Annotated in this window: 21 protein-coding genes; 10 read left to right on the top strand and 11 right to left on the bottom strand. The window is 30.5% G+C overall.

From position 1 onward, the window contains the following. Positions 1–28 precede the first annotated feature (28 nt). From P2G10_RS10325 to P2G10_RS10355, 7 genes are read right to left on the bottom strand one after another with little or no spacing between them, the layout of a single operon-like run. A complete protein-coding gene (locus tag P2G10_RS10325; protein WP_218772224.1) occupies positions 29–967 on the bottom strand; it encodes a pseudouridine synthase in 939 nt (312 codons plus the stop codon). A 45-nt stretch (positions 968–1012) separates the two neighbouring features. After that, on the bottom strand, positions 1013–1930 hold the full coding sequence (locus P2G10_RS10330; RefSeq protein ID WP_275316484.1) for a geranylgeranylglycerol-phosphate geranylgeranyltransferase: 918 nt from the start codon (positions 1928–1930) through the stop codon (positions 1013–1015). Between the two features lie 9 nt (positions 1931–1939). After that, on the bottom strand, positions 1940–2866 hold the full coding sequence (locus P2G10_RS10335) for a mevalonate kinase family protein (protein ID WP_275316486.1): 927 nt from the start codon (positions 2864–2866) through the stop codon (positions 1940–1942). A 50-nt stretch (positions 2867–2916) separates the two neighbouring features. Then, a complete protein-coding gene (locus P2G10_RS10340) occupies positions 2917–3411 on the bottom strand; it encodes a toxin-antitoxin system YwqK family antitoxin (protein WP_275316487.1) in 495 nt (164 codons plus the stop codon). A 19-nt stretch (positions 3412–3430) separates the two neighbouring features. Continuing rightward, a complete protein-coding gene (locus P2G10_RS10345) occupies positions 3431–4510 on the bottom strand; it encodes a diphosphomevalonate decarboxylase (RefSeq protein ID WP_218772228.1) in 1080 nt (359 codons plus the stop codon). A 34-nt stretch (positions 4511–4544) separates the two neighbouring features. Beyond that, entirely contained in the window at positions 4545–5252 is a 708-nt protein-coding gene (locus P2G10_RS10350) for a LytR/AlgR family response regulator transcription factor (RefSeq protein WP_275316489.1), read from the bottom strand. Continuing rightward, a complete protein-coding gene (locus tag P2G10_RS10355) occupies positions 5245–6303 on the bottom strand; it encodes a sensor histidine kinase (RefSeq protein WP_275316490.1) in 1059 nt (352 codons plus the stop codon). Before P2G10_RS10355 ends, P2G10_RS10350 begins: the two co-directional genes overlap by 8 nt. A 211-nt stretch (positions 6304–6514) precedes the next feature. Between P2G10_RS10355 and P2G10_RS10360 the strand changes: the two genes are divergently transcribed. From P2G10_RS10360 to P2G10_RS10385, 6 genes are all read left to right on the top strand, one after another. After that, positions 6515–6880, top strand: a complete 366-nt coding sequence (locus tag P2G10_RS10360) for a MotA/TolQ/ExbB proton channel family protein (RefSeq protein WP_275316492.1) — start codon at positions 6515–6517, stop codon at positions 6878–6880. 12 nt (positions 6881–6892) lie between these two features. Then, on the top strand, positions 6893–7939 hold the full coding sequence (locus P2G10_RS10365; protein WP_275316493.1) for a serine hydrolase domain-containing protein: 1047 nt from the start codon (positions 6893–6895) through the stop codon (positions 7937–7939). Positions 7940–8018: 79 nt separating this feature from the next. Further along, a complete protein-coding gene (locus P2G10_RS10370) occupies positions 8019–8252 on the top strand; it encodes a hypothetical protein (RefSeq protein WP_218772233.1) in 234 nt (77 codons plus the stop codon). Between the two features lie 22 nt (positions 8253–8274). Next, a complete protein-coding gene (locus P2G10_RS10375) occupies positions 8275–8559 on the top strand; it encodes a hypothetical protein (RefSeq protein WP_275316494.1) in 285 nt (94 codons plus the stop codon). Between the two features lie 91 nt (positions 8560–8650). Further along, positions 8651–9235: a hypothetical protein gene (locus P2G10_RS10380; protein ID WP_275316495.1), complete on the top strand. Its 585-nt coding sequence runs from the start codon at positions 8651–8653 to the stop codon at positions 9233–9235. 82 nt (positions 9236–9317) lie between these two features. After that, positions 9318–9764, top strand: coding sequence for a KTSC domain-containing protein (locus P2G10_RS10385; RefSeq protein WP_218772236.1), 447 nt, complete (start codon positions 9318–9320; stop codon positions 9762–9764). Positions 9765–9841: 77 nt separating this feature from the next. Here the strand turns inward: P2G10_RS10385 and P2G10_RS10390 are convergent, their stop codons facing one another. The 3 genes from P2G10_RS10390 to P2G10_RS10400 form a co-directional block, all read right to left on the bottom strand. Beyond that, complete coding sequence (locus P2G10_RS10390; RefSeq protein WP_218772237.1) at positions 9842–11050, bottom strand: BaiN/RdsA family NAD(P)/FAD-dependent oxidoreductase; 1209 nt, start codon at positions 11048–11050, stop codon at positions 9842–9844. Between the two features lie 84 nt (positions 11051–11134). Next, positions 11135–12085: a GYDIA family GHMP kinase gene (locus tag P2G10_RS10395; RefSeq protein WP_218772238.1), complete on the bottom strand. Its 951-nt coding sequence runs from the start codon at positions 12083–12085 to the stop codon at positions 11135–11137. 85 nt (positions 12086–12170) lie between these two features. Further along, the gene (locus tag P2G10_RS10400; RefSeq protein ID WP_275316497.1) at positions 12171–13442 is read right to left on the bottom strand and encodes a hydroxymethylglutaryl-CoA reductase, degradative; all 1272 of its coding nucleotides are present in this window, start codon (positions 13440–13442) and stop codon (positions 12171–12173) included. Positions 13443–13584: 142 nt separating this feature from the next. On the opposite strand from P2G10_RS10400, the gene P2G10_RS10405 reads away from it, so the two are divergent. From P2G10_RS10405 to P2G10_RS10420, 4 genes are all read left to right on the top strand, one after another. Beyond that, the gene (locus tag P2G10_RS10405) at positions 13585–15729 is read left to right on the top strand and encodes a S9 family peptidase (RefSeq protein ID WP_275316498.1); all 2145 of its coding nucleotides are present in this window, start codon (positions 13585–13587) and stop codon (positions 15727–15729) included. 10 nt (positions 15730–15739) lie between these two features. Beyond that, the gene (locus P2G10_RS10410) at positions 15740–17143 is read left to right on the top strand and encodes a peptide MFS transporter (protein WP_218772241.1); all 1404 of its coding nucleotides are present in this window, start codon (positions 15740–15742) and stop codon (positions 17141–17143) included. A 70-nt stretch (positions 17144–17213) separates the two neighbouring features. Then, the gene (locus P2G10_RS10415) at positions 17214–18797 is read left to right on the top strand and encodes a peptide MFS transporter (protein WP_218772242.1); all 1584 of its coding nucleotides are present in this window, start codon (positions 17214–17216) and stop codon (positions 18795–18797) included. A 105-nt stretch (positions 18798–18902) separates the two neighbouring features. After that, positions 18903–19421, top strand: a complete 519-nt coding sequence (locus tag P2G10_RS10420) for a thioredoxin family protein (RefSeq protein ID WP_275316499.1) — start codon at positions 18903–18905, stop codon at positions 19419–19421. Positions 19422–19484: 63 nt separating this feature from the next. Here P2G10_RS10420 and P2G10_RS10425 read toward each other — a convergent pair whose 3' ends face one another. After that, entirely contained in the window at positions 19485–21506 is a 2022-nt protein-coding gene (locus tag P2G10_RS10425; RefSeq protein ID WP_338056317.1) for a ComEC/Rec2 family competence protein, read from the bottom strand. Positions 21507–21637 lie beyond the last annotated feature (131 nt).

Genomic DNA, 21637 nt, shown 5'->3' on the forward strand with positions numbered 1-21637 from the left:
CCGAGTTTTAAACTCGGGATTTTTTTATTTATAACATTTTTAATGAATTAACTTCTAATTCGGTTAACTCACGCCATCTACCACGAGGTAAATTACGTTTAGTCATACCTGCAAAAACAACACGATCTAGTTTTGTTACCGCATATCCGAAGTTTTCAAATATTTTACGTACAATTCTGTTTCTTCCAGAATGTATTTCAATACCAACTTCTGTTTTTCTTTCACCTTCTACATAAGAAACGGCATCAATAAAAACTTTTTTACCTTCAATAATAACATCACCACGTAATTTATCTAAATCAGATATTGATAATTTTTTATCCAAAGAAGCATGATATAGTTTACGTACATCATGTTTTGGGTGTGTTAATTTCTTAGCTAGCTCACCATCGTTTGTGAATAATAACAAACCAGTAGTATTTCTGTCTAATCTTCCAACAGGATAAATACGTTCTTTGGTTGCATTGGCTACAATTTCCATTACTGTTTTACGACCACGATCATCCTCCATGGTAGTAATATAGTTTTTTGGCTTGTTTAATAATATATAACGTTTTTGTTCTATAGAAATTAATGTTCCGTCGAAACGAACTTCATCAGTAGGTTGTACTTTGTAGCCCATTTGAGTCATTAATTTACCATTAACAGCAACACTACCATGTTCTATATAAGTATCAGCTTCTCTTCGTGAACACACTCCAGAATTAGAAATGTATTTATTTAAACGAATCCCTGTGCTTTCATCAGAGCTAGTTTGCTTTGGTTTATTAGCAGCTGATTTTTTAAGGTCTCTATTAAATTGTTTTTTGTTGTCAGAAGAGCTAGTTGCAAATCTTGGTTTTTCAGATGATTTTCTAACAGGTCTGTCGGTTCTGTCAGATCTATTATCAGATCTAAATGATTTTTTTTCACGAGGATTGCTGTTTCTATCAGCCTGTCGTCCTCTCGACGAGTTTTTTGAATTCATAATTAAATTTTAAAAGGGTGCAAATGTACGGTAATTATTTGATTTCTAATCTAAAGCGATAACTACTTTGTCTAGAATTAAAGACTTATCAATAAACAGTAAACTAAATACTCCTATTAACAATAATATCTTTAAAATGTTGTGTAAAAGGCGGTATTGATTCGTTTTTGTTGCTTTCCATGTGTAAAAACCTATAAAGAACAAAACAAGAGCTGCTAAGTAAAAATAATATTTCATGTACTCTATTGCGGGGTAGTAAAATAAAACACCTATCGGAATTAAGGTTAAGATCATTAATAAGATGATTAACTTTTTTGTGTTTTTTTCTCCGTATTTAATAGGGAAAGTAGTGTAGTTATTTATTATGGCTCCTTTAATGTTCTCTAAATTTTTGATTAATTCGCGAATCATTATAATTAGAAACAGAAAGATTGCATGCACAAAAATTACTTTCGAAAAATTTTTAAAATGCACAAAAACCACAAAAAAAGGAAGTATCGTTAAAATAGTAACACTTAGTAAACCTATAAAAGGGTGTTTTTTTAATTTGTGTGAATAAAACCAAATTCCGAATATATATATAGCAAAAAAGAAAGCAGCTCTCCAGGATACTAACCAACCAAAACCAAAACCGATAAAGTTTAAGGTAAAGTATAAAGATAATTTAGTTTCTTGTTTTATGTATGAGTCTAAGTTCGATTTTATGGGTCTGTTTATTTGATCAGATTTTTTGTCGTAAAAATTATTGATGATGTATCCTGCCGCTACAGTAGCTACCGTAGCAATAACTAAGTAAAGTAAATGCCAATCGAAAAGTACTGGTTTTACAGATTTGTGATCAGAGAAAATAAAAATAGCAGCCAAGTATTGGGCTGCTATTAGTACTAAAATATTATAACCTCTAACGACTGATAGAAGGCTAAATATTTTTTTTAGAAATGTATTAACTTTTAATATACTCATTGTAGTATTTTAAAATCTATATACCAATTCTAATTTATAATCTTTTAAGCTTGTTTGTGCTTTTTCGTAATCTTCAGTAAAACCTAAGATATAACCACCACCACCAGAACCACAAAGTTTTAGGTAGTATTCGTTAGTTTGAATTCCTTTTTCCCAAACCTTATGAAAAGCAGAAGGAATCATCGGTTTGAAGTTTGTTAAAACTACTTTCGATAATTTTTTTACGTTACCAAATAATGATTTTATATCACCTTGTAAGAAATCATCAATACAAGCATCGGTATGTAAAGAAAATTCTTCGCTTAACATTTTACGGAATCCTTCGTTTTTCATCTTATTCATAAAGATGTTTACCATTGGTTCAGTTTCACCAACTTGCTCAGAATCTAATAAGAAAACAGCTCCTTTTCCTTCTTTTTGAGATGGAATCCCTGCAGGCTCTATATGTTCTTTTGAGTTGATTAAAATAGGTAAACTTAAATATGAATTTAAAGGGTCTAGTCCTGAACTTTTTCCGTGAAAAAATGATTCCATTAAAGAAAATACTTGCTTTAAAATTAACAGTTTATCACGTGTTAAGTTTTCTAAAACAGTAATTTTATTATTTGCATATTGATCGTAGATAGCAGCAACTAAAGCACCAGAGCTTCCTACACCATATCCTTGTGGTATAGATGAATCGAAGTACATACCATTATCAATATCATTTTTAAATGAAAGCAAATCAAAAGAAACTAAATCAGAATTCAAGCTATTTAAATAAGTGTAAAACTTAATTAAATTAGTATTCGATTTTTTAGCTTCACCACTTAAGTTACTAGCAGACTTTAACACACCTTTGTATGAGTTAAAAGGAATCGCTAGTCCTTTAGAATCTTTTATGATTCCATATTCTCCGAAGAGTAATATTTTTGCGTAAAATAAAGGTCCTTTCATAAATTTTTAATTGCTTAGCAAAAGTACAAGTAAAAGTACTAGTTTACAAACTAGTATACGTTTTTGTAAAAAGTTTTCCAAACGCCAACTTTTTCATTGTCGCGGTACTTTCCTTTTGTTTCTATTTTTCCGTTTTTATAAAAGGTTTTCCAAACACCATCTCTTTGTCCGTTTGTATATTTTCCTTGCTCTTTAAGTTCGCCAGTTTCGTAAAACACTTTACGGTCACCGTCTAATTTACCACTTACGTAATTAGCTTTATGAAAAAGCTTGCCATTAGCATGGTAATACATTATTAAACCGTCAAAGACTTCCTTGTTAAGTTGTTTATTTGTGCTGTATCCTTCCATTTGAACTTGACCATTTTTGTAATAATCAACAATCCAAAATCCATCATTTATTGCTTTAGGAGCAGGTCTATAATATTCGTGATTTTCTTTTGATGTTTCTTGCCAGTTACCATCAAGGTAAATTGTGTTTTGTGCTGTTACTGTGGTTGATAAAAACCCAATAAACATAACTATTAGTAGTGTGAATGTTCTCATGATAATAGGGATTTTAAGGTTAATTGGGTTTTGCGCCAAAACCCGTGTTATCACAAATATACTGATTTTTTTGGCAGTAAACAGCTAAGGTGTTTTTAATAAAAGACTCTACCTCAGTCTTTTCGGTGTTTGGGTATAGTACATGAACATTTGCTCCTGCATCGAGAGTAAAGCAAATATTACTGTTGTTTTGCGCTCTGTATTCCCAAATTTTATTAATCACCTCTAACGTATTAGGCTTCATTAATATAAAATACGGGTTACTTGTAAGCATCATTGCATGCAAGGTTAATGCTTCACTTTCAACTAAATTAATAAACTCTTTTATGTCTCCGTTTTGAAGAATAGTAGATATTTTAGATAAATTTTCGTTTGCCTGTGTAAAGCGTTGTTCGGCATACGGATGGTTGTGCATTAAGTTATGACCAACTGTAGATGAAACTTGTTTCTCTCCTTTATCAACCAATAAAATAGTATCGCAATAGTTTTCGAAAATAGGGTGTATTTTATATGGAAATTTTACTCCGAATAAATCTGAACTTCCTTCAATTTCTGGGTGTTCTCCCCAAACGACCAAAGGACCTTCAATACTTCTACTGGCACTACCAGAGCCTAAACGGGCTAAAAAAGAAGCTTTTTTGTTAATAAATTCGTCTGTTAAATCAGAATTTAATTCTTTTTCAAGGTTTAATAAACACATTGCAATAGCACTCATTCCGCTTGCAGAAGAGGCAATTCCGCTACTGTGAGGAAAAGAATTCTCTGAAGAAATCACCATTTTATATTCTAAAATATAAGGGCAGTATTTTTCTATTCGCTTAAAAAATTCAGCAATTTTTGGTTTAAAATCATCCTTCTTTTTTCCTTCAAAAAACAATTCGAATTTTGCTTCGCTTGATTTTTCAATTTTTAAAAACTCAATCGTAGTAATTGTATGGCAGTTGTTAAGTGTAAAACTTATCGATGCATTTTTGGGAATTTGCGGATTGCTTTTTCCCCAATATTTTACTAAAGCGATATTACTTGGTGTTTGCCATGTATATGTAGCTTTTTCAATTGTTTTATTTGATTCTTTTGAAATAAAAAGTGCTGTATTCAAAGGTTTAAATTTTGCAGTAAAGATAAAATTTAGACTACACTTTTGCTAATTTTTGTAAAACGGATTCTTTGTAGCTTCTGCTTATAGGAATTGCCTTTTTACTAATCTCAATAAATTCGTTTGTATAAGAGGTTATTTGCTTTGTAGATACGATGTACGATCTATGAATTCGAATAAAATTATTTAAAGGCATTTTTAATTCTAAATTACTAATACTTTCTCTCGTAACAACTGTGTTTGTTTCGGTAAATATTTTTACATAATCGCCTAGACTTTCTATATACAAAACATCGCTAAAGTTTATTTTAACCATCTTTCTGTCTGCTCTTACAAACATATAATCAGACTTAATTTCTTTAGTTTTTTCGATGATTTTAGGGGTGTTTATATCTAGCACTTTTTGAGTAGCTTGTAAGAAACGATCAAAAGCAATTGGTTTTAATAAATAATCTACCACGTTTAAATTAAATCCGTCTACGGCATAATCTCTATAAGCAGTTGTGAAAATTATTTTAGATTTTTTATTGATAATTTTTGCTAAACTTATGCCTGTAATTTCGGGCATATTAATATCTAAGAAATATAAATCTACAGATTCATTTTGCATAAAAATAATTGCCTCAGCAGCATTTTTACACATTTTAATAAGCTCTAAGTTTGGTGTTTTTTCAATGAATGAAGCTATTATTTCTCTAGCCATAGGTTCATCATCAACAATAACACAGCGTAATTTATCAATCATTTTTTAAAGGCGTTTTTAATTCAACTCTAAAACTGTTTTTTGTTTGTGAAATATCTAAATGATACGATTTCCCGTATAGCATCTCTAATCGTTTTTTTATATTTTCTAGTCCGATTCCTTTTTTTGATGACGTATTGTTTTTTGTTGAATTTTTTATTTCAAAAAAGAGTGAATTATGAGTTGTTTTTAAATTGATGTCAACTTTTAGAACACCATCTATTTGTGCTCCATGTTTAAAAGAATTCTCTACAAATGGCAATAATAACATCGGGGCAATTTGAATGTTTTCTTGATGTATTTCTTTATCAAAACTCACGAATAAACTATCTTGAAAGCGCATTTTTTCTAACGAAATATAATCATCAATATGATTAACTTCATCATTCAAAAACACTAAAGGTTTTTCTACCTGATATAAAATATAATCTAATAAGTTAGATAGTTTTAAAATCATATCAGGAGCTTCATCAGATTTTTTTAAAGCAAAACCATATAAAGTATTAAGCGTGTTGAATAAGAAATGCGGGTGAATTTGCATTTTTAAAAACTTTAGTTCTTGTTCTTTTAATTGCAATTGTGTTGCTAAGAATTTGTTTTTTAAGTCTTCATTTTTTAATGCAGATTTGTAATTATTGATAATTAAGCCAATACTAATTGCTACAAAAAAAATAAAATATACTGCTAAAGTTATAAATATAAGCCCTTTTGTAATTGGTGTATAGTCACCTGTTTTTAAATTGTCAGAAAAAACTAAACCATAAAATATCGATACAATAATAAAGAAGAAAGAAATTATAAAAGTGTACGCAGTGTATAAAATAAATAATTGCTGTTTTTTAAGAAGCAAATACTTAGGAATTAAATAAAAATAAAAAAAATAACTACTACCAATAGTAATTGGCATTAAGAACAACGAAAAACGATTTATGTATGCTGTATTTTCACTTCCGTAACCTAAAAAATAAGTATAAAATAAATATACAGCTGTCCAAAATAAAAGATGGATTGCTGTTTCTATAATAAATTTAAGTATAGAAAGTCGTTTTTTCATACGGCTGCAATATCTACTTTTTTACGTGGTTTTGTGTTTTTTTGAGATAAAATCCGCTTATTTGTAGGTAGAATACCAATTTACCTGTTTTTACTAAAACTTGTTGTAAACTTGTTGTTTGTGGTTTTTTTCTTTGCAGTTATCGAAATAAATAGAAAGGTATAAGCTTTAAAGATATTTTTGAATCATAATAACTTTAAAACTTACTAATATGAATTTTTTAATTATCAATTTATTACAAGATGGCGGAGCTATTTTTATGTATCCGTTATTATTTATGCTAATTATCTGTATTGCTTTAATTGTAAAAGCCTTTTTAAAAAGTGCTGAAAATGAAAAAGTTGTATTACTAATTAAGCACATAAGTTTATTTGCATTAGTTTATGGTTTTTTAGGATTCATGTTGGGAATGATTCAAGCATTTGATTCGATATCTAGTTTAAATGGAGATATTACTTCTCCTATTTTAGCAGGAGGTTTAAAAATAGGTTTACTTTCTCCTGTTTTTGGAATGTTTGTGTTCTTAATAACAAGGTTGGGGCTTATCGGTTTAACATTAAAGAATAATAAACACTAAAATTATAATAGTATGAAAAATAAGTTTATAATTACTATCGTGGTTGTGTGTTCTTTTTTAAGTTGCGCAAAAAATCAAAATTTAGACGATTATTTAGCATCACTAGAAAAAGAAAAAAAGGCAATGGGAACTGTTTCTGTTTTTAAAGAAGGAAAAGAGTTTTATACAAAGTCTATTGGTTATTCAAATATCAATTTAAATAAAAAAAACAATTCTGAAACAAAATTCCGAATAGGCTCTATTAGTAAAACGTACACGGCAACAATTATATTACAGTTGGTAGATGAAGGTAAACTTTCTTTAAATACGAAACTAAAAGATTTCTTCCCTGTGATTCCTAATTCAGAGAATATTACAATTTCTGATATGCTGTATCACCGTAGCGGAATCTTTAATATAACAACTGATAAAAATTTTGAAGTTTGGATTAGCGAACCTCGAGATAGAGCAAAAGTGATTGCGAAAATCAAAGAGTATCAAAGCTTATTTACGCCAAATTCTATAACTGAGTATTCTAATTCTAATTATATTTTATTAGCATATATAGCAGAAGATGTAGATAAGGAAACATTTGCAGATATTATTCAAAATAGAATCGCCGAAAAAATAGGAGTATCAAAAACAGCTTTCGGAAAAGATATTGACTTTTCTAACAACGAAGCAATGTGTTACTACCCAGAAAACAATAAATGGCATCCAATAACTTTTCATACAAATTTATTAGGAACCATGGGAGCGGGCGGAATTACAGCAACCGCAAACGAAGTAAGTGTTTTTTATAATGCGCTTTTTACAGGTAAACTGTTGTCAGAAAAAAGCTTAGAGTTAATGACAACTCCAAAAGAAAAAATGGGTATGGGTATTTCTGTAGATGAGTTTAATGGTATGGTTGTTTATGGGCACGATGGCGCTATTGATGGTTTTAGATCGATGGCAGCATATATTCCTGAATTAAAAATTACTATTTCATTCACTTTTAATGCATCTTCAGGTTCATCAACACAAAAATTAATGCAAATTTTCAAATCGTATAAATATACCATCAATCAAAAGAAGTAATCGTTTTCTGGTTAGTTTTTTTTAATACCCATTTTTAGCATAAAAATGGGTATTTTTGTGTTTGTAAATACATATTGATATGAGTAGAAAAATAAAACTGATATGGGACTTTAAAGGTCCAGATGGCTTAGCAACCGCAAAGCACCATTGTATTCATTTAAAAGAATTTGCACAAATAGATAGTTTAACGTATTATGAGGTAAATCATACAGAGTTAAACCCAATGCATACCATTGCTTTTATTGTAGTAGATGAAAGTGATATGAAAATTTTTAGAGACGCTTTAAAGCCTCATAGAGGGGAATTAGCTTAATTAATTTAAATAAAATAAAATTATGTTTTTAATAAACGCTTTAGCAAAACCAAAAAAATCGTCAGAACATTATAATGAAGTTGTAGGAGCTTATGTAAGCTTATATATCGATTATAAAGATATCGAAGGAGCTCTTAAATTAGCAAAGCATTACATAAAAGATGAAGGTTGGAAAGTATCAGAAATAGAAGAAGAATATTTTACTTTAGATTCTGCAGATGATGTTGACGAAGATCAAAAAGAATTTTATGAAGAAGCAATTGAGTACGGTTACACAATTGTTTTTAATTGTTACGAAGAGGAATAATCTTTGTTTTTAAAAAACTGTTATAAAATTGACTATCTTTCAAACAAAAAATGTTATGAAAGGTAGTCTTCTTTTTTTTACGACACTTTTAATGTCTTTTGCTGGGTTTTCACAGCATAAATTCTCCACATATACAGCACATAAATCAATAACAGAAGCAATTCGAATAAACAACGAATTAATATCTGGTAGAACTTCTTTTTTTGAAAAACAGGCATTGGCAAAACCTTTAATGTTTCAGAATACAAAAATAAAAATTGCAGAGTTTAATAGATTATCAAACAATGTTTCAAAATATATAGAAGTAATTCAGAAAGAGGTAAATACCGAGCAAGTTTTGTACGATATGCTAACGCGTGATTTTTATAAAAACATCTTGTTTAAAAACGACAAAGATTTAAGTTTTAAAGGAATGAAGTTAAAAACTAAAATAGATAGTTTATATAATCATGCCGTTAAAATTAATGTGCATAAATTATCTCAGCTTGATAATTTTTATAATGGCCACTTTAAAACAAATGATGTTTTTTATGATTTTGATGAAAATGAATTAGATTATTTTGAATATCGTTTTTATGATAAATCTAATTATGGCATTATGATGGCAATGAACTGTTTGCTTTTAGATGTTAAGACATTTCAGTTATTGTATTTTGGTACCGTTATGAGCTATTAAATATTTTTTTGAAATTTAAGTAGCTTTCTGTCTCATATTCAGATATTTTAAGTAATTTCGCGGGCTAAATTATTTCATACAAATGAAACGTATTAAAGAATATAAAAAGCTTTTTAGTGTTGAAGGAGCTATCGATTTAAAGGACTTGAAAAAAACGTACCGAGGATTGGTAAAAGAATGGCACCCAGATAAATTTCAGGAAGAAGAAAAGAGGTTAGAGGCAGAAGATGTAAGTACTAAAATTATTGATGGTTATCATTTTTTAGTAAGTATTGCTCCTGAAACTAAAGAAGCAAATGCAGCAGCATATCACACCACTATTACTGAGTTTAAAGTAGCTGATTATCAACATAAAAGCATGTTGTTAGAAGTTACTTTTACTGATGGAAATACCTACGAGTATTTTGGAGTTACTAAAAAAATGTTCTTAAAATTTTTAAACGCTAAATCGATAAATAACTTCGGAAAAAGAAATATTTTTAATTCTTTTACCTACAGAAAATCAATGAAAGCGTCAGCTACAGTTTAATATAAAATTAAACGATATTATTAAAAAAGATCATTTACTATGTTTAGTAAATGGTCTTTTTTATGTGTGAAATAATGTTATTCAGCAATGCTTTTCGCACAAATATATCCGCCTGTCCACGCGTTTTGAAAATTAAATCCGCCAGTAACGGCATCAATATTTAAAACTTCACCTACAAAAAAGAGGTTTTTATGTAGCTTACTTTCAAATCGCTTAAAGTTTATTCCTTTTAAATCTACACCACCAGCTGTTACAAATTCATCTTTAAAAGTTGTACGACCGTTTGCATTAAATAAACCTTTTGTTAATTGAGTAGCTAAATTATTTAATTGTTTATTACTTAAATCGCCCCAATTCTGAGCCGTTTTAATTTCTGCAGCTGCAACAAAACGTTCCCATAAACGACGAGGAATATCTGCAAAAGGTGATTTTAAATTCACTTGTTTTCTGGCTTGTGCGTTTTTAAGATCAGATAATTCATCTAAAACACTATCAAAATCTTGTCCTAACCAATTTACTTCAACATTGTATTGATAGTTTTTATCAGCTAAAATTCGTGCACCAAAAGCAGAGAGTTTTAAAATTGCGGGTCCGCTTAATCCCCAATGCGTAATTAATAAAGGTCCTGAGTTTTCTAGATTTGTTCCCACTAATTTTACCCCGGCATTTGGCACTGATATTCCGCCTAAATCGATAATTCGTTTATCTTTTATATTAAAAGTAAACAAAGAAGGCACAGGTTCTATAATCGCATGGTCTAAGGTTTTACATAAATCCCAAACTTTCTTAGAACTACCCGCGGCGATAACTAAAGAATTAGCCTCAAATTGTTGTTCTTTTGTGTTGATAACCCACTTGTTTTCTTGTTGATAAACTGAATTTACACCGTGATTTTTTAACACCGTAATACCAAGGTTATCAACAGCATTCTGAAAACAATCTATAATGGCTTGTGAGGTGTTTGCTTCAGGAAAAACACGATTATCACTTTCAATTTTTAAAGGAATTCCTCTGTCGTCAAACCACTCAAAAGTATCACCAGTCATAAACTGATGAAAAGGTCCTAGTAATTCTTTTTCTCCTCTTGGATAAAACTTTACAAGTTCCTTAGGTTCAAAACAAGCATGAGTAACGTTACAACGACCACCACCAGAAATTTTTACTTTTTGCAAAACTTCTTTTCCTTTTTCGAGAATGGTAATGTCTAATTCAGGATTATTTTCTTTAGCGTTTATAGCCGTGAAAAAACCTGCTGCACCACCGCCAATTATAATTACTTTTTTCATTTGTAGAAAAACCTCTCGACTGCACTCGAGGAGACATTTTAAGATTAACTTGTCAGGTCGAGCGCAGTCGAGACTTGTTTTGATTTATAAAATCATTTCTTTGTAAGGAACAATTGTATTGTAGCCTTTTTCTTTAAAATATGTTGAGGTATTTTCATTACCCGCAGCTAAAACAAAATCGCCACCCCAAGCACCTAAACTTTTTATTTCACCGAAATAATCAGGAAAAAGACGTTTTTTAACTGGAGTTTGTTTAATAATTGAGCTAATTATTTGCTCATGCTCAATTATTATTTTAGCTAAACTCTTAGAAGAATTAGCCTTTAAAAACTCTTGAGTTAGCTCATTTATTTCCGGAATTAGCTTTTTAGCTTCTTCTCGATGTTCTTTATATTGTGCGATTCCTTCTCTGCTATTTTGCTTCTGATTTAAATACACAAAAAACAACTCATCTTTAAAATCGGGGTTGAATTTTACCTCACTAACAATAGGTGTCATCTCGAGCGCAGTCGAGAGGTTCTTTTTTAATTGATATAAGATAGGGTTGTTATTACTAGCGCAAGCAATATCATACCCACTACCAGAAAAGGCATTCCATAATAAGGTAAACGGATTCACATTTGCCCAATTAGCAATGTTGTTTATCAATGTAGATGAGCTTCCTAATCCCCAGTTTTGAGGGAAAGTTAAGTTCGTTTTTACCATAAATCCGCCATCAGAATTTAAAAAATTAGGGTTTAACTTTTTAGCCTCATGTAAAATATCAGATAAGGTTTCTGCAATAACTTCCGCATTTCCTTGTTTATCAGCATTAAAAGTAGCTGAGGTTAAACGCAACTTTGGTAAATCGAAAGTAGCTTCAAACCAGCATTCGCCTGTATTAGTAAAGCTAGCCCAAATAAGTTGTGATTCTTTTATCGGTTCGATAATTAAATCTTGACCAAACTTAGTAGGCACCGCTAAAGATGTTGCTCCGTCAAGAACTACATATTCACCTGTTAATAATAATTTTCCGTTAGAATAATATTTTCCCAATACAATTGTCAGGTCGAGCGCAGTCGAGACCTCTTTTAATGTTTGTAATCTGACCTCTCGACTGCGCTCGAGGAGACAATTAATACTATTTTCTTAACTCTTTAAATTTATCAACTACAGCGCTATGAGAAACGGTTCTTTTATCAAAATAAGCAGTTATAGTATCTCTTTCTTCAGCAGTTGCTTCTAATTGATTTAAAATATTTTGCAAGTGCATTTTCATGTGCCCATGCTGAATTCCTTTAGTTGTTAAAGCGCGTAATGCAGCGAAATTCTGAGCTAAACCAGCAGCAGCAATAATTTGCATTAATTCTCTTGCAGATGGTTTTTGCATCATATCTAACGATAATTTTGCCATCGGATGTAAAGCTGTTAAACCACCAACGGTTCCGAGTGCTAAAGGAATTTCAATCCAAAATTTAAAAATGCCTTCTTTAATTTCACAATGTGTTAAACTTTTATACTGTCCGTCTTTAGAAGCGTAGGCATGTGCACCAGCTTCAATCGCTCTAAAGTCATTACCGGTAGCTAAAACAACGGCGTCTATACCGTTCATAATTCCTTTGTTGTGCGTAACGGCTCGGTAAGGTTCTATTTCGGCTATTTTTACCGCTTGCTCGAATTTCTGTGCAAATTTATGAGGGTCTTTACCTCCTAAATCTTCTATTTTACAGCTCACTTCTGCTTTAACCACACAATCTGTAACGTAGTTAGAAAGGATGCTCATTACGATTTCAATATCATCACGTCTAAACTGATTAGCCATTGATTCTAAACACGAATTAATAAAATTCGCGCCCATGCTATCTTTTGTTTCAAAAGTAACATGTAACTGGTAGTAATTTGCAAGTTTATTAGTTTTATCAACTAATTGAATGTCTAAAATACCTCCACCGCGTTTTTCCATGTTTTTTGTAATGGAAGCTGTTGCGTCGTATAATTTAGATTTTTGTTGATCAAAATAGTTTTCTAATTCCGTCTTATCACCTTCATACATAAAATGTACTTGTCCGATTTTGGTGGTAGCAATAACTTCAGTTTTAAAACCACCGCGCGTACTCCAATATTTTGCAACTAACGAAGCTGCTGCAACAACCGAACTTTCTTCAATAACCATCGGTACTACATAATCGCGATTGTTTATTACAAAGTTAGGCGCAATACCATACGGCATGTAAAAATTAGAAAGCGTATTTTCTATAAAATCGTCATGTAGTTGTTGTAATTTTTCATCTACATTCCAATACTGTTTTAGTGTTTGTGTAATTTCTGGTTGGTTGTTAAAATAAGTTTTAGCCAACCAATTTATTTTTTCCTCTTTAGTAAGTTTAGAAAATCCAGTAATAATTTTAGACATTGTCTATAAAATTTAGGTGGCTCAAAGATAAATGAATCTTGTTAAAATAGCTTTCATATTTAGTATTTCTAACTTTTTTGATGTGTTTTATGGCGATTTTTCCGTAAACTTGGCAAACTTTTTAGATAAACAACAACTTAAGATGAAAAAAATATTACTGCTTTTCATAGGATTATCTTCGCTGTTACAAGCACAGAAAAAAGATATTTCTTTAGAAGATATTTGGAAAAAAGGCACATTTAGAGCCGATTACATGAATTCATTAAACTCAATGAATGGTGATTTTTATTCTTTATTAAATTACGAAAACGGAAATTCGTCGGTAGATAAATACAATTATAAAACTTTAGAAAAAGTTGAAACAATTGTTAATAGTAAAGATTTAAATGGCTTAAATACATTTAGATCATATAGTTTTAATAGTGATGAAACGAAGTTGATTTTAGGAACAAACTTCAAACCAATATTCCGTCGTTCTTTCTTAGGTACATTTTATGTATATGATATCGCTTCAAAAACATTAAAGTTAATTGGGGAAGATATTCAGCGACCAACTTTTTCGCCAGATAGCAAAAGAGTTGCCTATGCAAAAGACAATAACTTATTTATTAGAGATTTTTCTAGCAATACAATTGTTCAAATAACAAAAGACGGTGAGAAAAATAAAATTATAAATGGTATTACCGACTGGGTTTACGAAGAAGAGTTTGGATTTGTACGTGCTTTTGAATGGAGTGCTGACGGAAGCAATCTAGCTTTTTTACGTTTTGATGAAAGTGCTGTAAAAACATTTTCTATGGATGTTTATGGTAAAGGAAAATACCCAACTCAAGATGTTTTTAAATATCCAAAGGCAGGAGAAGATAACGCTAAAGTTACCTTACATGTGTATTCTTTAGATACTAACGGAACAGCTAAAATTATTTTCGGAGAGTATGAATACATCCCTAGAATTAATTGGACAAAAGATGGTAACATTTTAGCGGTACGTACTTTAAATCGTCATCAAAATGATTTGAAAATGTATTTTATTGATGCTAAAACATATGATACTACATTAATATTAACAGAAACGGATGAAGCTTATGTGGATGTAACGGACGATTTAACATTTTTAAATGATAATAGTTTTATCTGGACGAGTGAAAAAGACGGGTTTAATCATATCTATCACTACAATAATAAAGGTGAATTAATAAATCAGGTAACAAAAGGAAACTGGGAGGTAACTTCTTATTATGGTTTTGATGCTGATAAAAAAACAATTTACTATCAATCAGTAGAAAACGGATCTATAAATAGAGGTGTTTATAGTGTTTCTTTAACGGGTGAGAATAAAAATATAATAAGTAATCCTTCAGGAACAAATAGCGCATCGTTTAGTAAGAACATGCATTATTTTATAAATACATTTTCTGATGCGAATACGCCAAATGTATATTCTTTAAGAAACGATACGGGTAAAGTATTAAAAATAGTAAAAGACAATGCAGCTTTAAAAGAAGTTATTGCAGGATATAATTTAAGTAAAAAAGAGTTTTCTACCATTAATATAAACGGAAACGACTTAAATATGTATACAATAAAGCCTGTTAATTTCGATTCAAATAAAAAATATCCAGTATTAATGTATCAATATTCTGGGCCAGGATCTCAAAATGTGTCAAATACTTGGAACGGATCTAACGATTATTGGCACCAAATGTTAGCTCAAAACGGTTACATGATTGTTTGTGTTGATGGTAGAGGAACAGGTTTAAAGGGTAGAGATTTTAAAAAAATCACTCAAAAGCAATTAGGTAAATATGAAGTTGAAGATCAAATAGCAGTCGCTAAAGAATTAGCAAACTTATCATATGTAGATGCAAATAGAATAGGAATTTGGGGTTGGTCTTACGGTGGTTTTATGAGTACTAACTGTATTTTAAAAGGAAACGATGTATTTGCGGCAGCAATAGCGGTTGCTCCTGTAACTACTTGGCGTTTTTACGATAGTATTTATACTGAGCGTTACATGCAAACACCTGAAGAGAATCCTACAGGTTTTGATGAGAACTCTCCATTAAATTACCCAGAGTTATTAAAAGGAAAGTACTTGTTAATTCATGGTACAGCTGATGATAATGTACATGTACAAAATGCATTTAGAATGGCAGAAGCTTTAATACAAGCCAATAAGCAATTCGAATGGGGAATGTATCCTGATAAAAATCACGGAATTTACGGTGGTAATACACGTATACACTTGTATACGAAAATGACGAATTTTATTAAAAATAACTTATAAAATATAAAATATGAACACAGTTAAACAAGAAGATTTCTTGGGACATCCTAAAGGACTATATGTATTATTTTTTGTAGAAATGTGGGAGCGTTTTTCATATTACGGTATGAGAGCCATCTTAACATTGTATTTAGCGGCTCCTATATTATTAGGGAGTCCGCAGTCAGGTTTTGGATGGACAAACGCAGAAACAATATCTTTCTACGGTACATATACGATGCTTGTTTATTTAACATCAATACCTGGTGGTTGGATTGCAGATAAATACATTGGTCAGAAAAAAGCCGTAATGTTAGGAGGTATTCTATTATGTATAGGTCATGGTATTCTTGCAGTTGATGCTCAATGGGCATTCTTTACGGGGTTATTGTTTATTGTGATAGGTGTTGGGTTCTTAAAGCCAAATATTTCTACAATGGTTGGTGGATTATACTCAAAAGGAGATGATAGAAGAGATAAAGGTTTTTATGTGTTTTATATAGGAATTAACTTAGGAGCTTTTTTAGGAGCTTTAGCAGTTGGTATCGTTGCAGCAGAATATGGATGGCATTATGGTTTTGGTCTTGCTGGTATCGGTATGGCTTTAGGACAAGTTGTATACATGTACGGTTTAAAATATTTAGAAGGAGTTGGTGATTTTATTGGTCAACAAGACTCTCCTAATAAAGAATTAATGAACAAACCATTAAATGCAGTTGAAAAAGACAGAATGTTGGTAATGTTTTTATCATTCTTAATTATTATTGTTTTCTGGGGAGCTTTTGAGCAAGCTGGTGGATTAATGAGTTTATATACTGAGCAAAAAACAGATAGATTACTTGCTTTTATTGGTTATGAAGTTCCAGCAGCTACATTCCAATCAATTAATGCTTTTTTTATCATTGTATTTGGTACAGCAGTTGGAGCATTTTGGCATAAATGGGGGAGAAAAGGAAAAGAATCTTCATCATTATTTAAAATGGCTATCGGTGTAATTATTATGGCTTTTGGTTTTTTCTTTATGAGTAAAGCTAGTACAGAAGTTGTTATGGATGGAGATAAAGTAATTGAAAAATCAGCAATGATATGGTTAGTGTTGGCATATTTATTTCACACAATTGGTGAGTTATGTGCTTCGCCAGTAGCTTTATCATTTATTACAAAGTTAGCACCAGTAAAATATGCATCTTTTATGATGGGGGCTTACTTTGCAGCTACAGGATTAGGAAATAAAGTAGCAGGAATGGTTGGAGCCATGTCTGAAGGCGCAGGTGAATTTCAGGTGTTTACAGGAATTGCAGTTTTCTGTACTATTTTTGGAGCATTGATTATTTTAATATTAAAACCTCTAAAACGATTAACACATGGAGCTGAAGACATTAAAGATCACTCTAAGAATGAAGCTGAAGGATTTGAATTAGCGGAGAATAACTAAAAATAAAAACAAAACCTTGTAATATTTACTATTGCAAGGTTTTTTTATTCATAAATTATATAACAAAAATATGAGTACAAACACTGTTAGATTTGAAGGTTCAGAAATGAACCGTAAGTTACTGATGGGACACCCATCAGGTTTATTTGTTCTTTTCTTTACTGAAATGTGGGAACGTTTTTCTTATTACGGAATGAGAGCAATCTTAGTATTGTTTTTAACTTCTGCAGTTACAGGAGATAATCCTGGTTGGGGATGGTCAAGAGAAGATGCATTAGGTTTATACGGAACATATACAATGCTAGTTTACTTTTCTCCAATTATTGGAGGGTATTTAGCGGATAAGTTTTTAGGATATCGATTTTCGGTAGCAATCGGTGCATTTATAATGACATTTGGACACGCAGCTATGGCTTTAAATACACCTTGGAGTTTGTATTTAGGTATTGGTTTGTTAGTAGCAGGAAATGGTTTGTTTAAACCGAATATTACATCTATTATTAATGGTGTTTATAAAAATGCCCAAGATAAAAAAGATGGCGCTTTTACGATATTCTATATGGGAGTAAACGCGGGTGCTTTTGTTGGTATTTTACTTTGTGGTTATGTTGGTGAAACAGCAGGATGGCATTATGGATTCGGATTAGCAGGTATATTTATGTTTTTAGGAATGTTGCAGTTTTGGTTTGCTCAAGGAATTTTTGGTAGCATAGGATTGTCTCCATCTAAAACAATTGAATATAATGACGCCATTGAAAATGTTGATGAAAAGACAACAATTGTAGAAGAGAAAGTACCAGCAAATGTTCAGAGAGATCGTTATATTGTTGTAGGTATTCTTGCCTTTTTTACAATTTTCTTTTGGGCTGCTTTTGAACAAGCAGGTGGTTCTATGACTATTTTTGCAGGTGATTACACAAATAGGGTTTTACAAGGAAGTTCTGCTGATATCTTTAGAGTTGCAAATACATTATTAACAGTAATACCTTTATTAATAATAACATATGTTTTAATTCAATTATTTAAAATAACTTTTAAAAAATATGCATTATCTAATATTTTCTTAGGTACAAGTTTTGCTATTATTTGGTGTGTTGTTATTTGGATGTTGAAAAATCAATTTAGTGATGTTAAAACAGAAGTGCCAGCATCGTGGTTCTCTATTTTAAATTCATTTTATATCATTGCTTTTGCGCCATTAATTTCAAAAATATGGGAAAGTAAATTTAACCCACATGCAACTGTGAAATTCGGAATGGGATTAGTGCTTTTAGGGTTAGGTTTTGGAGTGTTAGCTTATGGTTCTGCAGAAATTCCACAAGGAGCGCAAACAGCTTCGGTAAGTATGATTTGGTTAATATTAGCTTATTTATTACATACTTTAGGTGAATTATGTTTGTCACCTGTCGGTTTATCATATGTTTCTAAACTGGTTCCAGCATCTACAATTGGTGTAATGTTCGGACTTTGGTATATTGCAATAGGTATGGGTAATAAAGCTGCAGGATTAATGGGGGGTATGATTGATAAAATTACTACAGCTTATGATATGAGTACATTCTTTTTAATATTTACGATTGTACCAGTTCTTGCCGGGTTTATTTTAATGAGCCTAACACCATTGGTTAAAAAATTAATGCACGGAGTTAAGTAGTATTAAACTCTTATAGAAAAGTTAAAAAAACTTTACAGCCTGTCAATTATTAATAATTGACAGGTTTTTTTGTAAATTTGGAATACTTATTGAGACCTAACAAACATGAAGAAATTAATTTTAGTAGCCGTATTCGCATTTATTTCAGTTGGTGTAAAAGCACAACAAGAAGTTAATTGGTTAACTTTTGAAGAAGCGATAGAAAAAAACAAAGAAACACCAAAACCTATTTTAGTCGATTTGTATACAGATTGGTGTGGTTGGTGTAAAAAAATGGATAAAACCACTTACAAAAATGATGTAATTGTAAAGTTTATAAATGACAACTTTTATGCTGTAAAAATGGATGGTGAAGGTAAAGAAGATATCAGTTTTAAAGGAAAAACATATAAGTTTGTTCAGCAAGGAAGAAGTAAATATCATGAATTAGCTGCAACAATTATGAAAGGGAAAATGAGTTACCCTTCTACCGCTTTTTTTAGCGCAGAAGAACAATTAATTCAAACAGTTCCTGGGTATTTAGATGAAAAGAAATTCGAAATGGTTTTAGCCTATTTTGCAAAAGATAATTACAAGAATACTAAATGGGCAAAGTTCTCAAAGAACTTTAAAGGTTCAATCTAAACAATAATAGTTTGTCATTGTGAGGAACGATGCAATCTGCTTATAGTTGTTCTAATAAATTATTTATTTTAATATATAAGCTCCGTTTTGCCCTGTGTGGTGAAACGGAGTTTTTTGTTTTTTACAAGTCAATTTCCATCTATTTATATAACTTCTGTAATTACTTCCATCAGCAATTATTTTCTTTGGTTTTAAGGTTTTTATCAATCGAGTTAAGTTAATTTTAGGGGAATGTTGTAGTAGTACAATAGGATTTTTAATCGCAATATTATAAACACCTAAACTATCAATTATTAAAATGTTATCAGAATTAAACTTAAAGTAATTAGGTGTTTTATTGATAAAATAACTATTTATATTCTCATTTATCCGATAATCTATAATTGCTTTATCAGTAGTTGTTTTAAGATTATCCAAGTTGTGAAAAACATGTAATTGTTTTCCGTTTCTTATTCCTAACATGTTTTTCCTACTTTTATTAAAAACTATAATTTCTTGCTTTTGATGTCGATTCTTTTTTTCGAAAATGAAAACAGTTTGTAGCACCACTATGGATGCAAGTAAAAATAATAATTGTGTTGTTTTTTTGATAATAACGAATTGATACGCAAATACGATTATAAAATACCAACCAAACATTTCGTAAAAAGACATCGATATTTCTTGCCATAGAAACCCTTCTTGATTTGAAACCCAATCAACTATTTTATTCATTAAAGAAATAACGAATCCGTAAATATCAACAAAAATCTGCGGAAGTAAATTTAACAACGCAAGCAGTATTACTAAGATTCCGCCAATTAAAATCCCACCTAAAAACGGAATAATTAAGATGTTTGATATTATAAAAAGCCCTGGAAATTGATGAAAATAATACAAGCTAATAGGTAATATTCCTACTTGAGCAGCAACAGAAACTGTAAGTAAACTCCATATTTTATCTAGCAACCAAATTTTAGGTTTCCATAATTTGTAGAGTAGGGGTTGTACCCAAATAATTCCGAAAACAGCGAGGTAGCTCAACTGAAATCCAACATCAAACAAAAATAAAGGTTTAATTAATAATAAGAAAAACATCGAACTGATTAGCGAATATTCTACGATTCTTTTCTTTTTAAAAGAGGCACCAACAGCAATAAAAGTAAACATAGTTACTGCTCTAACGACAGAAGCCGATAAACCTGCTATAAAAGCAAACATCCATAGTAAGATAACGATTAGAACAGCTTTTATGATTACGCCATGTTTTAATCGTTCTAAAGGTTTAAATAACGATGATAATACGAGTAAGATAATTCCTATATGCAAACCTGAAATTGCTAAAATATGAACGGCACCGGCATTGATATAGCTTTCCAAAAGGTTTTTAGAAATATCTTGTCGTTGCCCTAATAACAAGGCGTTAATCACCGAAAGTTCATCTTTACTAAAAGAATGTTTTTTTAAGGAAGTTTGAACCTTATTTCTGAACTGAGCTGATAATCCGTAAATAGAAACAGTTCCTTTTTCTAATTTTTTGTATTGTTTTACATCGATAAAAACTTGTTGATAGATGTATTGTTTTGCTAAATAATCTTTGTAATTAAATTGATGTGGGTTTAAAGGGTCCGTTAAGTTTTTAAATTCTGTTTTTATAAAAATACGATCATCAATATTTAAAGCTATTGATGCGGTATCTTTTCTTAGATTTAATAAAATGGTTCCGCTTGTTATTTTAGTATCAACCTGAATTACATCAGCAACAAATTTATGGTTGTAATTTCCTGATTTTAGAACTTTATGAATTTTTACGATTACTCCTGAGTTGCCATTAATATGACGTTGATAGTAGTTAGCATTATTTTTAGAGTTGTGTATAAATGAAGTTGAAATTCCAACAACAATAAAAAATAAAAGAGTAGCAATAGAAAATAATTTACGTTTGTTGTTTCTATTTAATAGATATAATAGAAGTAAAAAAATGAACATAAAAACGATTAAAAAGTTGAAATCATAGCGCCATATATTCGTGTAAAACTGTAAAATAATTCCGATTATTAAACAGCTTAAAAAATGGAAAGGAGAATATTGTAACAACTTTTTCATAACCCATTAAAGTTAATAAAAAATAATTAGCTATGTTTTTGACTTCTTTTCACACTTTTTTTACAATTCATTTTCAGTAACTTATAGATACAAGCGGATATTTGTGGTATAGCATCTTAAAATAGTAGATT

Origin of the sequence: Tenacibaculum bernardetii, from assembly GCF_029125915.1 — a bacterium.
GTDB classification, from domain to species: Bacteria; Bacteroidota; Bacteroidia; order Flavobacteriales; family Flavobacteriaceae; genus Polaribacter; species Polaribacter bernardetii.

Coding starts and splice junctions, on each gene's coding strand:
- P2G10_RS10325 (WP_218772224.1), bottom strand. CDS start 967: ATGAATTCAAAAAACTCGTCGAGAGGACGACAGGCTGATAGAAACAGC.
- P2G10_RS10330 (WP_275316484.1), bottom strand. CDS start 1,930: ATGAGTATATTAAAAGTTAATACATTTCTAAAAAAAATATTTAGCCTT.
- P2G10_RS10335 (WP_275316486.1), bottom strand. CDS start 2,866: ATGAAAGGACCTTTATTTTACGCAAAAATATTACTCTTCGGAGAATAT.
- P2G10_RS10340 (WP_275316487.1), bottom strand. CDS start 3,411: ATGAGAACATTCACACTACTAATAGTTATGTTTATTGGGTTTTTATCA.
- P2G10_RS10350 (WP_275316489.1), bottom strand. CDS start 5,252: ATGATTGATAAATTACGCTGTGTTATTGTTGATGATGAACCTATGGCT.
- P2G10_RS10355 (WP_275316490.1), bottom strand. CDS start 6,303: ATGAAAAAACGACTTTCTATACTTAAATTTATTATAGAAACAGCAATC.
- P2G10_RS10360 (WP_275316492.1), top strand. CDS start 6,515: ATGAATTTTTTAATTATCAATTTATTACAAGATGGCGGAGCTATTTTT.
- P2G10_RS10365 (WP_275316493.1), top strand. CDS start 6,893: ATGAAAAATAAGTTTATAATTACTATCGTGGTTGTGTGTTCTTTTTTA.
- P2G10_RS10370 (WP_218772233.1), top strand. CDS start 8,019: ATGAGTAGAAAAATAAAACTGATATGGGACTTTAAAGGTCCAGATGGC.
- P2G10_RS10375 (WP_275316494.1), top strand. CDS start 8,275: ATGTTTTTAATAAACGCTTTAGCAAAACCAAAAAAATCGTCAGAACAT.
- P2G10_RS10380 (WP_275316495.1), top strand. CDS start 8,651: ATGTCTTTTGCTGGGTTTTCACAGCATAAATTCTCCACATATACAGCA.
- P2G10_RS10385 (WP_218772236.1), top strand. CDS start 9,318: ATGAAACGTATTAAAGAATATAAAAAGCTTTTTAGTGTTGAAGGAGCT.
- P2G10_RS10390 (WP_218772237.1), bottom strand. CDS start 11,050: ATGAAAAAAGTAATTATAATTGGCGGTGGTGCAGCAGGTTTTTTCACG.
- P2G10_RS10400 (WP_275316497.1), bottom strand. CDS start 13,442: ATGTCTAAAATTATTACTGGATTTTCTAAACTTACTAAAGAGGAAAAA.
- P2G10_RS10405 (WP_275316498.1), top strand. CDS start 13,585: ATGAAAAAAATATTACTGCTTTTCATAGGATTATCTTCGCTGTTACAA.
- P2G10_RS10410 (WP_218772241.1), top strand. CDS start 15,740: ATGAACACAGTTAAACAAGAAGATTTCTTGGGACATCCTAAAGGACTA.
- P2G10_RS10415 (WP_218772242.1), top strand. CDS start 17,214: ATGAGTACAAACACTGTTAGATTTGAAGGTTCAGAAATGAACCGTAAG.
- P2G10_RS10420 (WP_275316499.1), top strand. CDS start 18,903: ATGAAGAAATTAATTTTAGTAGCCGTATTCGCATTTATTTCAGTTGGT.
- P2G10_RS10425 (WP_338056317.1), bottom strand. CDS start 21,506: ATGAAAAAGTTGTTACAATATTCTCCTTTCCATTTTTTAAGCTGTTTA.